Source organism: Prochlorococcus marinus CUG1438, from assembly GCA_017644325.1.
GTDB lineage: Bacteria > Cyanobacteriota > Cyanobacteriia > PCC-6307 > Cyanobiaceae > Prochlorococcus_A > Prochlorococcus_A marinus_AA.
On record JAEPLS010000001.1, the window covers coordinates 99518 to 112223 of the forward strand.

General features: G+C 33.7%; 15 protein-coding genes and 2 tRNA genes. 12 read left to right on the forward strand and 5 right to left on the reverse strand.

Annotated elements, in window-relative coordinates:
• The first annotated feature begins 5 nt into the window (after window positions 1–5).
• From JJ847_00655 to JJ847_00675, 5 genes are all read left to right on the forward strand, one after another.
• Entirely contained in the window at window positions 6–1268 is a 1263-nt protein-coding gene (locus tag JJ847_00655; GenBank protein ID MBO6959396.1) for an HD domain-containing protein, read from the forward strand.
• A 4-nt stretch (window positions 1269–1272) separates the two neighbouring features.
• Complete coding sequence (locus tag JJ847_00660; GenBank protein MBO6959397.1) at window positions 1273–1935, forward strand: septum site-determining protein MinC; 663 nt, start codon at window positions 1273–1275, stop codon at window positions 1933–1935.
• A 115-nt stretch (window positions 1936–2050) separates the two neighbouring features.
• A complete protein-coding gene (gene minD / locus JJ847_00665; GenBank protein MBO6959398.1) occupies window positions 2051–2866 on the forward strand; it encodes a septum site-determining protein MinD in 816 nt (271 codons plus the stop codon).
• A gap of 1 nt (window position 2867) precedes the next feature.
• Entirely contained in the window at window positions 2868–3203 is a 336-nt protein-coding gene (gene minE / locus JJ847_00670; GenBank protein ID MBO6959399.1) for a cell division topological specificity factor MinE, read from the forward strand.
• Between the two features lie 63 nt (window positions 3204–3266).
• Window positions 3267–3338, forward strand: a tRNA-Thr gene (locus tag JJ847_00675).
• A 177-nt stretch (window positions 3339–3515) separates the two neighbouring features.
• Here JJ847_00675 and JJ847_00680 read toward each other — a convergent pair.
• The 4 genes from JJ847_00680 to JJ847_00695 all read right to left on the reverse strand — a co-directional run bounded on the left by JJ847_00680 (window position 3516) and on the right by JJ847_00695 (window position 5618).
• Window positions 3516–4097, reverse strand: coding sequence for an L-threonylcarbamoyladenylate synthase (locus tag JJ847_00680; protein MBO6959400.1), 582 nt, complete (start codon window positions 4095–4097; stop codon window positions 3516–3518).
• A gap of 22 nt (window positions 4098–4119) precedes the next feature.
• On the reverse strand, window positions 4120–4989 hold the full coding sequence (prmC, locus tag JJ847_00685; GenBank protein ID MBO6959401.1) for a peptide chain release factor N(5)-glutamine methyltransferase: 870 nt from the start codon (window positions 4987–4989) through the stop codon (window positions 4120–4122).
• 11 nt (window positions 4990–5000) lie between these two features.
• Window positions 5001–5153: a photosystem II reaction center protein PsbM gene (psbM, locus tag JJ847_00690; GenBank protein MBO6959402.1), complete on the reverse strand. Its 153-nt coding sequence runs from the start codon at window positions 5151–5153 to the stop codon at window positions 5001–5003.
• 102 nt (window positions 5154–5255) lie between these two features.
• Window positions 5256–5618, reverse strand: a complete 363-nt coding sequence (locus JJ847_00695) for a (2Fe-2S)-binding protein (GenBank protein ID MBO6959403.1) — start codon at window positions 5616–5618, stop codon at window positions 5256–5258.
• Between the two features lie 222 nt (window positions 5619–5840).
• Here JJ847_00695 and psbB point away from each other — a divergent pair, with 222 nt between their 5' ends.
• From psbB to JJ847_00730, 7 genes are all read left to right on the forward strand, one after another.
• The gene (gene psbB / locus JJ847_00700; GenBank protein MBO6959404.1) at window positions 5841–7364 is read left to right on the forward strand and encodes a photosystem II chlorophyll-binding protein CP47; all 1524 of its coding nucleotides are present in this window, start codon (window positions 5841–5843) and stop codon (window positions 7362–7364) included.
• A 23-nt stretch (window positions 7365–7387) separates the two neighbouring features.
• Window positions 7388–7486, forward strand: coding sequence for a photosystem II reaction center protein T (locus JJ847_00705; GenBank protein ID MBO6959405.1), 99 nt, complete (start codon window positions 7388–7390; stop codon window positions 7484–7486).
• A gap of 98 nt (window positions 7487–7584) precedes the next feature.
• On the forward strand, window positions 7585–8064 hold the full coding sequence (nrdR, locus tag JJ847_00710) for a transcriptional repressor NrdR (GenBank protein MBO6959406.1): 480 nt from the start codon (window positions 7585–7587) through the stop codon (window positions 8062–8064).
• A 108-nt stretch (window positions 8065–8172) separates the two neighbouring features.
• Entirely contained in the window at window positions 8173–9264 is a 1092-nt protein-coding gene (locus JJ847_00715) for a 30S ribosomal protein S1 (protein MBO6959407.1), read from the forward strand.
• A 138-nt stretch (window positions 9265–9402) separates the two neighbouring features.
• Window positions 9403–10644, forward strand: a complete 1242-nt coding sequence (locus tag JJ847_00720) for a methionine adenosyltransferase (protein ID MBO6959408.1) — start codon at window positions 9403–9405, stop codon at window positions 10642–10644.
• A gap of 12 nt (window positions 10645–10656) precedes the next feature.
• Window positions 10657–11886 carry a sugar kinase gene (locus JJ847_00725; GenBank protein MBO6959409.1) on the forward strand — a complete coding sequence of 410 codons (1230 nt, stop codon included), beginning with the start codon at window positions 10657–10659 and terminating at the stop codon, window positions 11884–11886.
• Between the two features lie 89 nt (window positions 11887–11975).
• Window positions 11976–12048: transfer RNA gene (locus JJ847_00730), tRNA-Phe, on the forward strand.
• Window positions 12049–12142: 94 nt separating this feature from the next.
• Here JJ847_00730 and JJ847_00735 read toward each other — a convergent pair.
• The gene (locus JJ847_00735) at window positions 12143–12562 is read right to left on the reverse strand and encodes a hypothetical protein (GenBank protein MBO6959410.1); all 420 of its coding nucleotides are present in this window, start codon (window positions 12560–12562) and stop codon (window positions 12143–12145) included.
• Window positions 12563–12706 lie beyond the last annotated feature (144 nt).

Consider the following 12706-nt stretch of genomic DNA (forward strand, 5'->3'; position numbering starts at 1 on the left):
AATCTATGAGTATAAAAAGAATTTTTCATGATCCAATTCACAAAGAAATAGTATTTGATTCAGGGAAGCCAGAAGAACTTATGGTTATGGAATTAATTGATACGATAGCTTTTCAAAGACTTAGAAGAATAAAACAATTAGGGGCAGCATCATTAATTTTTCATGGTGCAGAATCGAGTAGATTTACCCATTCAATTGGAGTTTTTTGTATCGCAAGAAAAATATACAATAAATTAATTGAGAGCAAATCTTCATTTAGTGAAAATAAATTTATCCTTTATGGAGCAGCTTTATTACACGATTTAGGTCATGGTCCTTTGAGCCATACCAGCGAAGAGATATTTGATCATGACCACGAACTGTGGTCTCAAAAATTAGTTAAAAATTATTCTCCAATAAATTCAATACTCAAGAAATATGATGACGAATTACCTAAAAAAATCGGAGAATTATTTAAATCAAAACAACTATTTTCAAAACCTCTAAAAACATTGATTAGCAGTGAAATAGATTGCGATCGTCTCGATTATCTCTTACGTGATAGTTACAACACAGGTACAAAATACGGCTTAGTAGATTTAGAGAGAATTATTTCAGCCCTTACTTTTTCACCTGATGGAAATATTGCAATCAAACCAAAAGGAATACTAGCTATTGAGCATTTCTTAGTATTAAGAAACTTGATGTATAGAACAATCTACAACCACAGAATAAATGAAATATCAACATGGCTTTTGGAAAAAATTATTTGTACAATAAAAAATAATTTTGAAAAAAAAATATGGTTAGACAAATCCCTTCATAATTGGATATTTTCCCCAGAGCTTATTGGTTTTGATGATTTCATCAAAAATGATGATATAACCTTTTATTACCATTTAATTAGATGGAAAGATGAATCTTTCGAACCACTTTCTACCCTTTGCAAAATGTTTATTGATAGAGACTTATTAAAAGCATCAGATATAAGTTTTTTAAATAAAATAGACAGATTAAAAATTCTTGCATTTGCTAAAAAATTATGTGCACAAAATAATTATGATTCAGAAATATTTTGCGGTATTAAGGAAAGATCTTTTAAAGGTTTTGAATCTAACAACGCACTAAAAATATGGGACGGAACTTATCAAAAGGCATTAGAAAGTAGTTCATCGTTAATAAATACTTTAATGAGTTCTCAGGACAGCTCGTTTATTATTTACCCAGGTCAATTTAGAAATGAAGTTAAGAATCAAATTTCATTAATGAAAAATAATTACGCAGTTTAATTAAATGAAAATAATTATAAATAGCTCTAACAAAGAATACATAGAAACTTTATCTATTGAAAATCTGGACAATATCCATAAGAAATTAAACAAATTTTCTTCAAAAAAAGTCAGCTTGGAAGCAAAAATATTTGCAATCAATGAGTCAATAAAATCTCATCAATGGTTAAAAATAAAAAATAGTTTTGAAAAATTTAATATTTGTTCTTTATCTATCTATTCTAATAATAGAGATACAGTATTAGCAGGAAAGTCATTAAAAATAGATTCAACTTTTATTAAAGAAAAAGAGATCAAGCATAAGTTATTATTATTTGATTCAAAAAAGAAAGATGATATCTTCCACGAAGGGACTGTAAGATCGGGAGATAGAATATCTTCAAATGGAAACCTATGCATTATAGGAGACGTCAATCCTGGAGCCATAGTTACAGCAAAGAAAAATATTTACGTTTGGGGGAAACTACTAGGTATAGCCTTCGCAGGTAAGGGTGGGAATAATAGTGCCTATATTGCGTCTCTTCATTTAAACCCTTTACAACTAAGAATTGCTGATGTTATTGCTATTGGCCCAAAGGATAAGCCAAATAATTACTATCCTGAGATTGCTTTAATAGATAAACAAACAATAACTATTCAGCCTTACATAATAGAAACTAAAAATTAATCAATCATTTGAAATAAATTAATTCAAACTTTATTAATTTAAGAATTACTTAATCTTTAGAATATTTTACTTTATTAAAACTGGGCTTATTATTTATTTGAAAAACATTAAATTCGTGGCGGAAAATACTCGCACAATATTAATCTGCTCAGGAAAAGGTGGGGTTGGTAAAACCACCTTGACTGCAAATTTAGGCATAGCTCTTGCCAACAGCGGCGCAAGCACTGCTGTATTAGATGCTGATTTCGGTTTAAGAAATTTAGATCTTCTTTTAGGATTAGAGAATCGAATTATTTATACAGCACAGGATGTTCTAGACAAAAATTGTCGTCTTGAACAAGCATTGGTAAGACATAAAAAAGAACCCAATCTGGCTCTTTTGCCTGCCGGCGATCCTAGGATGTTGGATTGGATGAAGCCGGAAGATATGCAAAAGATTAGCGAACTACTTAGTGAAAAATTTGATTATGTTTTAGTCGATTGTCCTGCTGGAGTAGAGGATGGTTTTAAAAATGCACTTGCAGCCTGCAAAGAAGCTATTGTTGTAACTAACCCAGAATTATCTGCAGTACGCGATGCCGATAGAGTAATTGGAATTCTTAATACATCTGATATCGATCCTATTCAACTCGTAATTAATAGAGTGCGCCCTAACATGATGGCTAGTCAAGAGATGTTATCTATTGAAGATGTTCAAGGAATTCTCTCTTTACCTTTATTAGGTATTGTGTTGGAAGATGAACAAGTAATTATTAGTACAAATAGAGGAGAGCCACTAACGCTTACAGAAAGTAGTTCTCCTGCAAAAAAATGTTATTTGAATGTTTCTCAAAGACTCTCAGGAAAGGATGTGCCAATAATTGATCCCAAAAATGAAGGGAAAAGCCTTAAAGATAAGTTCATGAGATTAATGCAAACAAAGGTTTTTTAAAATGATGACTCTCAGAGACCTTATAAACAAATTACTGGGCAGAGAAACTGCTAGTGCTAATACGGCTAGGGAAAGGTTACAACTTGTACTAGCTCATGACAGAGTTGATATGAGTTCCTTGACAACTGATCTTCTAGACAAGATGAGAAAAGAAATTCTTGATGTAGTTGCTAAGTATGTCGAAATTGACTTTGAAGAGGTAGCAGTGAGCTTAGAAACAGAAGATAGAATGACTGCGCTAGTTGCCAATTTGCCAATTAAAAGAACTCTCTCAGGAGAAATACAGTTCAAAAAAAATGATAAGAGTTCTAAAAGTGTTAAAGATATCAAAAAGTAATAAATTTTAAATTGCTAAATAAATTCTGAAAATTCCTCCTCCGCGATTGTAAGATGTAATAGTGCCGGCTTAGCTCAGCGGTAGAGCAGCGCTTTTGTAAAGCGAAGGTCATCAGTTCAAATCTGTTAGCCGGCATTTTGATTATTTAATTCTGTTCAATTTTCTTTGCTGAAAATAACCAAATCAAAGCTAATATTGAAAATATAGGGAATAATTTAATCGCAACCACATACTCTAGCAATGATGTGAGAGGTTCAAATATCCAAAAAGTAGAAAATTGAATTAATAAAACAAGAAACAACAATAAAAGCATTAATTTAATCCTTTAACAAATACTTCTCCTTCTCTAACCAACTCCCATTTTCCACTTTCTTTCCAAGATATTATGGTACTAGCTTTCCCACTACTTTTTTCCCATGGAATAGGCCCTAAAATTTTTAAAGAAGGAAAGTCTAAAGCAATACCTTCAGCTTTAATTGATCCCGTGAAACCTGAAAGATTGGCACTTGAAGTTAACAATGGACCTGTTTCTTTAAGGAGAGATTGAGCCATATCTGAATTTGGGATTCTTAACCCCAGAGTAAGATCTTTGCTTGTTAGTACAATATTTCGCTGACTGGAAGAAGGAATAATCATAGTCAGAGCTCCAGGCCAATATTTTGAAGCTATATCTTCGTAATCTTCTTTCGCTAATTCATGAACGTAGTCAATTAATTGATTTCTTTCTGATCCCATAAGAATTAAAGGTTTATTCTTGTCTCTTTTTTTATACTCATAAATTATTTTTGAAAATTCGGGTAAGCATCCTATTGCAGGTAAGGTGTCTGTCGGGAAAATTACGGGTAGACCATTTTTAAGCGTCTTTAAAGCTGATTCACAGTTTATTAAATTCATTTAAATTATTTCCCAATATTATTTATTTATATCTTCCAATAGTAAACCTACCAACACCTGAAAGATCATTCACAATTTCTACTGATGTAAATTTGTTTTTAATAAAAAGTTGTTTTACTTTTTCACCTTGATCAAAATGATTTTCCAAAATTAGCCACCCCTTTTCTTTTAAGTATAATGGTGCTTTTTGGATTATTTCCCTAATATGCTTTAACCCATCTGTTCCCCCTCTTAAAGCAATCTTTGGTTCGAAATCCTTTACTTCCTTGGGCAACTCCTCATAAGTATCACTTGGGATATATGGAGGGTTAGAAATAGCGAGATCTAATTTACCTTTAAAACCCTCAAAAGGGGTCCACCAATTTCCGCAAAAAAACTTCAAATTTGATTGATCACAAGAATCTATATAATTTTGAGTTGCTATTTCTAATGCATCTTGATCAATATCAGATGCTAAACCCTCCCATAAAGGACAAGCTAATGCCAAAGCAATACTGATGGCACCTGATCCAGTTCCTAATTCAGCAAAAATTAGTTTTTGTGATTTTTTTTTAAAAATCCTAAAGACAATATCAATTATAAGTTCTGTTTCCGACCTAGGGATAAGTACTTTATCTGTAACTTTTAGTTTTAAATTTCTCCAAAAAACAATCCCACAAAGATGTTGAATAGGAGTAGAAAATGTTAAATGATTACACCAAAGAGATGATAAGTAATCAAGATTATTTTTTAAATATATCTCTCCCTCAGGATTTATGCTCAACAAGCTCAAATCATTTGCTGAGACACCCCCTATGCAATCAAGTAGGGTAGCAAAAGATTGATAATCTCCTCCTCTAGAAAGTTGTTTATTTTTCCAATATAAAAATTCTCTTACAGGAATGCTGGGCATTTATGTAAGTCTTAGCGTTTTGGCCCAAGTCTACCTTTACTAGAATCTGAATAGAAGCTTGATTTTTCTCCATCTTGGGTAGAAATAAATAGACCTATAAGGAATATCGTTGGCACCCCTACAAATAAAAGACTTGCGACGAATCCGAAATTGGTTGTTTCCATTTTATTGAGAGTTCAGTTTGGTACTAAGACTATAAACACATAACAAGAAATAAAGTGGAAAAATCAACAATTTTTATCAACCTATTTACAGTCTTAAACAATTTAGCGGGGTAACTTCTTATTTTCACTAATTTTTTTTAGTTCTTCTAAATTTGAAGGAGGTGATTGAGGTTTTGTCAAAATTACTGCAGAGGACTTGATAAGTGTTTGACATGCAAGACGCCAATTTTCTGGCCTATTTTTAAGTTTTTCTTCTTCAACAGAAGTAAGAGGACTTAATGAATTTTTATTTCCTCCTTCAACTGAAATAAAGCAAGTACTACATTGGCCTGCACCACCACAATTTCCTAAGATCCCCTTTAATCCATAAAGTTGTAAATTTTCTTTCATAACTAGTTCCCTTAAATTTTCACCTGGATTGCATTGAACCTCTAAATCTTCACGGATGAATCTGATAGTTGCCATTTTTTTTGTTATTTTTCTTATTTTGGCGTTTTACTTTGAGAATTGTGACCAAAATATTAACAATTTTTAGTCAAAAAATGCTCGAAACAATTGTGATACAAATTGATTTACCCATATTTCGCCATAAAATAAATTTATTTACAAAAATCCCCCAAAGACTAAAAAACCCTTACTATCGTGATGTTTAGCTGTTTATTCAGCATAGTTACTAGAAATTAACCGATGGGATTGCCTTGGTATCGAGTACACACAGTAGTTATTAATGACCCAGGTCGACTACTTGCTGTGCATCTTATGCATACTGCATTATTAGCCGGCTGGGCCGGTTCTATGGCTCTTTACGAATTAGCCATTTTTGATCCTTCTGATGCTGTCCTAAATCCAATGTGGAGACAGGGAATGTACGTTATGCCTTTCATGGCGAGACTTGGTATCACAAGTAGTTGGAATGGATGGGATATCACTGGTGCTACAGGTGTTGATCCTGGATTTTGGAGTTTTGAGGGTGTTGCAGCAGCTCATATAGTTTTTAGCGGACTATTGATGTTGGCTTCTATATGGCACTGGACATACTGGGACTTAGACTTATGGGAAGATTCAAGAACAGGTGAACCTGCTTTAGACTTGCCAAGAATCTTTGGTATTCATCTTCTTCTAGCAGGACTCACATGTTTTGGATTTGGAGCATTCCATTGTGCAAACGTAGGGATCTGGGTTTCTGACCCTTACGGTTTATCAGGTCATGTAGAGCCTGTAGCTCCTTCTTGGGGAGTAGAAGGATTTAACCCTTTTAATCCTGGAGGAATTGTGGCAAATCATATAGCTGCTGGACTTATGGGTATTATTGGTGGAATTTTCCACATTACTAATAGACCGGGAGAAAGGCTTTATAGAGCATTAAAACTAGGAAGTCTTGAAGGGGTTCTAGCTAGTGCTTTAGCAGCTGTACTATTTGTATCTTTCGTCGTTGCAGGCACAATGTGGTACGGGTCAGCCACAACTCCAGTCGAATTGTTTGGTCCTACCAGATATCAATGGGATTCAGGATATTTCAAAACTGAGATCAACAGAAGAGTTCAAGCTGCCATTGATAATGGTGCTACAAAAGAAGAGGCTTATGCGTCGATTCCAGAGAAATTAGCCTTCTACGATTATGTTGGGAACAGTCCCGCTAAAGGAGGTTTATTTAGAGTTGGAGCACTTGTTAATGGTGATGGTTTGCCAACTGGTTGGCAAGGTCACATTGCTTTTCAAGATAAGGAAGGTAACGAATTAGAAGTCAGAAGAATACCTAACTTCTTTGAAAACTTTCCTGTCATACTTGAAGATAAAGAAGGTAATGTAAGAGCAGATATTCCATTCAGAAGAGCTGAAGCTAAGTATTCATTTGAGCAAACTGGTATAACTGCTACCATCTATGGAGGAGATTTAAATGGGCAAACATTTACTGATCCTGCAGTAGTCAAAAGATTAGCAAGAAAAGCTCAGCTTGGAGAAGCATTCAAGTTTGACAGAGAAACTTACAAATCTGATGGTGTTTTCCGAAGCTCCCCAAGAGCATGGTTCACATATGCACATTTATGTTTCGGATTGCTATTCTTGTTTGGTCACTGGTGGCATGCTTCAAGAACTCTTTACAGAAATTCCTTTGCTGGTATTGATGCTGAGATTGGAGACCAAGTTGAATTTGGTTTATTCAAGAAGCTTGGTGATGAAACCACAAGAAGAATCCCAGGTAGGGTTTAAACTAATCTTTATTAATTAATCTTATGGAAGCCTTTGCTTACGTTCTTATTTTAACTCTCGCAGTTGTTACTTTATTCTTTGCTGTCGCCTTTAGAGATCCACCTAAATTTGATAGGAAATGAACTTTTTCAAAAAACCCTCTCTAACAAGAGGGTTTTTTACTTTTCATAATTAGAATTATATTCTACTATTAGGGTTGGAGTTCAACTTAATTCACTAAATGCAGTGTCCAACCTGTCAAAATACTGATAGCAGAGTTTTGGAATCGAGATCTGCTGATAGTGGCAAAAGTGTTAGAAGAAGAAGAGAGTGTTTAAATTGCAGCTTCAGATTTACTACGTATGAAAGAGTTGAATCAATGCCAATTTCGGTTATAAAAAAAGATGGGAGTAGAGAATTATTTGACAAACAAAAATTAATTACTGGTATATCACGAGCTTGCGAAAAGACTTCCTTCACAAGTGAAGCAATTATTAATTTTGTAGACGGAATTGAATCACAAATCATGCAAGATTCAAATAAGGATATTAAATCTGCCCAAATTGGAGATTTAATTCTTAAAAATCTTAGAAAAGAAAATGAAGTCGCTTATATAAGATATGCATCAGTTTATAGAAAATTTAATGGCGTAAAAGATTTTATCTCGACTCTTGAATCTTTGAAAGGAAGTTCAAAAAATCAATTAGCTTCAATTTTATAAAATTAAGCATCTTTAAGTGTAGAATACATAACACATATGTTTTTGCTATTGGTTTGCAGGCTAATAGCATTCCTTTCTAACTACCTAAGGTAGTCTGCGAATCAAAAAATGAACGAAAATTCTTCACAGACAATAAAAGAACTTTCTGAAGATAAAGAAATTAAAAATTCTAATGAAGTTGATACTTCAACAGTATCCCATAACGAGGAAGATATAGCATTCGAAAAGAACGATATTCCTTCGGCAGATTCCTCTTCTAGCAGAATAAATACAGATTTTGAAAACGCAGGCTTCACACAAGAAGAATTTGCATCACTTCTAGGGAAATACGACTATAACTTTAAGCCCGGTGATCTAGTAAAAGGAACTGTTTTTGCTTTAGAACCCAAAGGGGCCATGATAGATATTGGCGCAAAAACAGCTGCTTTTATGCCTGTACAAGAGGTATCAATAAATAAAGTTGAAGGACTAAATGAGGTGTTACAACCTTCAGAGAGCAGAGAATTTTTCATAATGAGCGAAGAGAATGAAGATGGACAATTAGCACTCTCAATTAGAAGAATTGAATATCAAAGGGCGTGGGAAAGAGTTAGACAACTGCAAAAGGAAGACGCTACTATTTATTCTGAAGTTTTTGCAACAAATAGAGGCGGTGCCCTAGTTAGGGTGGAAGGATTGAGAGGATTTATCCCAGGTTCGCATATAAGTGCTCGAAGAATTAAAGATGACTTAGAAGGTGAATACTTACCCTTAAAGTTTCTTGAAGTTGATGAAGAAAGGAACAGATTAGTACTAAGTCATAGAAGAGCGTTAGTGGAGAAGAAAATGAATAGACTTGAAGTAGGCGAAGTTGTTGTAGGTTCTGTTAAAGGTATCAAACCATATGGAGCCTTTATTGATATTGGAGGCGTGAGTGGCCTTTTGCACATTTCTGAAATCAGTCATGAACATATTGAGACCCCTCATAATGTATTAAATGTTAATGATCAGATGAAGGTCATGATAATTGACCTTGACTCAGAAAGAGGAAGAATTTCATTATCTACAAAAGCACTTGAACCTGAACCTGGAGATATGCTTACTGACCCACAGAAAGTCTTTAGTAAAGCTGAAGAAATGGCTGCGAAATACAAGCAAATGTTATTTGAGCAAACTGACGATAATGAAGAGAGCCCCGCAACTGCATCTGAAACAATCTAAATTACCAAAGTTTTGGGTAGAAATATTGCGATCACAAAGTTCTTTGCTCTTAAATAAGTATTTTTTAATTTACAATATTTGATTAGTTATAACTGTCTAATTTAGGATAAAGTTTAGTTTTACAAATATTATATTTAAATGAGTGATTTTATCTTCACTTCTGAATCTGTAACTGAAGGCCATCCTGACAAAATATGTGATCAAATAAGTGACGCTGTTCTAGATGCTTTATTGACAGAAGATCCAGAAAGTAGAGTTGCTTGCGAAACTGTAGTAAATACTGGTCTTTGTTTACTTACTGGAGAAATAACTTCAAAAGCAAAAGTTGATTATATAAAACTTGTTAGGAATGTAATTCAAGAAATTGGATATGAAGGTTCTAGAGCAGGTGGTTTTGACGCCAATAGCTGCGCCGTTTTAGTGGCACTTGACGAACAATCGCCAGATATTTCACAAGGGGTGAATAACGCAGATGATGTTAATGATGATTTGGAAGATAATACTGGAGCTGGTGACCAAGGCATAATGTTTGGCTATGCATGTGATGAAACTCCTGAATTGATGCCATTACCAATTAGCTTGGCACACAGATTAGCCCTTCAACTTGCCAAAGTAAGGCATGAAAAAATCCTTAATTATCTCCTCCCTGATGGTAAGACTCAAGTAAGCATTGATTACAAAAAAGGGGGGCCAGTTTCGATCAATACCATTTTAATTTCAACGCAACATAATCCTGAGATTGATGGAATCACAAATGAAGAAGAAATTCGTAAAAGAATAAAAGAAGATTTATGGAAAAATGTTGTAATTCCTGCTACTGAAGATTTAGATATCAAACCAGATATTCACAATACAAGATTTCTAGTAAACCCGACAGGGAAATTTGTAGTGGGAGGGCCTCAAGGAGATGCTGGGCTTACTGGCAGAAAAATTATTGTAGATACTTATGGTGGATATGCAAGACACGGAGGAGGGGCATTCTCTGGTAAAGATCCCACAAAAGTGGATAGATCAGCCGCTTATGCTGCACGTTATGTCGCTAAAAGTATAGTTAAGGCTAAATTGGCTAAAAAGGCAGAAGTACAATTAAGTTATGCAATTGGAGTTGCGAAACCGATTTCCATTCTCATTGAAACTTTTGATACTGGTGTTATTTCACAAGCTAATTTGACTGAGCTAATTAAAGAGCACTTTGATTTAAGACCCGCTGCAATAATAAAAGAATTTAACTTAAGAAATCTACCCAAAAAAATGGGAGGTAAATTTTTTAGAAAGACTGCCTCCTATGGACATTTTGGCAGAAGAGATCTTGAACTTCCTTGGGAAAATGTAGAAGAAAAATCAGCACAATTAGCCGAGGCTTCCAAAATCTTTTTTTAAAATATTTTTTCTATGCCTGATAACTTTTATGGAGGGTTAGATTTTGGAACCAGTGGTGCAAGAATATCAATAATTAATCTTCATAAGGAATTAGTATATTCAAATTCAGTGCCTTATTCATACAGCTTTAAAAATCCAAATTCATGGATCAATTCTTGTGAAAATCTCTTAGTTAATTTACCTATTGAGTTAAAAATTAACCTTAATAAATTGGCTATCTCCGGCACCTCTGGAACTTTAACAGCATCAAATTTGAAAGGAGAGCCGATAGGAGAAGCAATACCTTATGACCAAGCGTGTAATGAACATAAGAAGCTTCTTGAATCACTAACTTCCGGAGAAGATCACCTGCGAACTCCATACAGTAGTCTTGCGAAAGCATTAAAACTAGTCGATAAATATGGGACAAATATACTTTTACGTCATCAATCTGATTGGATTACTGGTTGGTTTTTAAAAGATTGGACTCATGGAGAAGAAGGTAATAATCTAAAACTTGGTTGGGATCTAATAAAAGAATCATGGCCAGAAAGCTTTCTTGATACTTCATGGCAAAAATGCCTGCCTCAAATTATAAAAAGTGGGAAAATTATTGGACAAGTGGATCTTAATTTGGCAGAGAGATTTAACTTGAATAAGAAATTAATATTAATCTCAGGCACCACTGACTCTAATGCAAGTTTAATAGCTGCAGGGTTAAGGAAAGAAGATGGTCTTACAGTTTTAGGAACAACTATTGTAGTCAAGAAAATTATTGATAACCCTATAAAAAAACAAGGAATTACAAACCATAGATTAAACGGCAATTGGATATGTGGAGGAGCATCAAACGCAGGCTGTGGTATCTTGTCTCAGTTCTTCTCTGATTTAGAAATAAAGGAGCTCAGTCGACAAATAAATCCATTGAAAAACACTTCTTTAAATCTTTTGCCTCTTAATAGTAAAGGAGAGAGATTCCCTGTTAATAATTCTAATTTAGAGCCGATACTAGGTCCAAGGCCAGTAAGCGACTCACTTTATTTACACGCATTATTTGAGGGGCTTGCTGAGATCGAATTAAAAGGATGGGAAAAGCTAGGCGAACTAACAGGTTCACTTCCAAAAAAAATTATTACTATTGGTGGAGGTTCAAAAAATCCACAGTGGAGAAAAATAAGAGAAAAAATTATCAATATACCAATATTTTCATGCAATAAAACCACTTCTTTTGGTTCTGCCTTATTAGCGATTAATTCAAAATAATAATTTTTGGATATTTGATAAAGATATAAAATTTTTAATGAAAAGGGTTTCACAAACTACACATCTTAATTTAGAGTATATAGGTTAGAGCCGGGATAGCTCAGTTGGTAGAGCAGGCGACTGAAAATCGCCGTGTCCCCAGTTCAAATCTGGGTCCTGGCACCTTTAAAACCCTGTCAAAGACAGGGTTTTATACTTTCAAGAAATAGTGGGTTCGTGAATATTTCATAATTTAATTTTTATAATTGAAAATTTTTTAGTTTTCAACTCTGCAGACTTGACCAATAATACCCAAAATCAGCTTATCTCCATTTGGATCTTGCCAATCAGCTAAATCATTGAAATTACTATTTACTTCATCTATCGAGACATCAACATCTCTAAATGATTTTTCAAAACAATTTATATCCATTGTATAGAGAATATCCTTAGTAATTTCACTCTTTGTTTTGGGAATAAATTTACTCAATACTCTCACAGAACCATCCTTATTTCTTTTAATACTTTGTTTATCCCATAACTGCTCTCCATATTCACTTTTAGGGACTCCAACCCACTCATGGGGAATAGCATTTGATTGTTTTATTGCAATACACATGGAAACTATTATCGAAAGGACTAACCCAATACAATTTCTAAGAAATATAGAATTAAATTTATTCCTAGAATCAACCATTAATACTTCTGAGATACAAAAATCTTTTATCGGGAGTAAATATAAGATTAAAAATTTGTAAAATTTTTTATTGATTAGTATTTCTATTATAGATACAATCAAATATTAAATTGAGAATTTATTTCCAATAAATTTAATTGAAAA

Coding starts and splice junctions, on each gene's coding strand:
- JJ847_00655 (MBO6959396.1), top strand. CDS start 6: ATGAGTATAAAAAGAATTTTTCATGATCCAATTCACAAAGAAATAGTA.
- JJ847_00660 (MBO6959397.1), top strand. CDS start 1,273: ATGAAAATAATTATAAATAGCTCTAACAAAGAATACATAGAAACTTTA.
- minE (MBO6959399.1), top strand. CDS start 2,868: ATGATGACTCTCAGAGACCTTATAAACAAATTACTGGGCAGAGAAACT.
- JJ847_00680 (MBO6959400.1), bottom strand. CDS start 4,097: ATGAATTTAATAAACTGTGAATCAGCTTTAAAGACGCTTAAAAATGGT.
- prmC (MBO6959401.1), bottom strand. CDS start 4,989: ATGCCCAGCATTCCTGTAAGAGAATTTTTATATTGGAAAAATAAACAA.
- psbM (MBO6959402.1), bottom strand. CDS start 5,153: ATGGAAACAACCAATTTCGGATTCGTCGCAAGTCTTTTATTTGTAGGG.
- JJ847_00695 (MBO6959403.1), bottom strand. CDS start 5,618: ATGGCAACTATCAGATTCATCCGTGAAGATTTAGAGGTTCAATGCAAT.
- psbB (MBO6959404.1), top strand. CDS start 5,841: ATGGGATTGCCTTGGTATCGAGTACACACAGTAGTTATTAATGACCCA.
- JJ847_00705 (MBO6959405.1), top strand. CDS start 7,388: ATGGAAGCCTTTGCTTACGTTCTTATTTTAACTCTCGCAGTTGTTACT.
- nrdR (MBO6959406.1), top strand. CDS start 7,585: ATGCAGTGTCCAACCTGTCAAAATACTGATAGCAGAGTTTTGGAATCG.
- JJ847_00715 (MBO6959407.1), top strand. CDS start 8,173: ATGAACGAAAATTCTTCACAGACAATAAAAGAACTTTCTGAAGATAAA.
- JJ847_00720 (MBO6959408.1), top strand. CDS start 9,403: ATGAGTGATTTTATCTTCACTTCTGAATCTGTAACTGAAGGCCATCCT.
- JJ847_00725 (MBO6959409.1), top strand. CDS start 10,657: ATGCCTGATAACTTTTATGGAGGGTTAGATTTTGGAACCAGTGGTGCA.
- JJ847_00735 (MBO6959410.1), bottom strand. CDS start 12,562: ATGGTTGATTCTAGGAATAAATTTAATTCTATATTTCTTAGAAATTGT.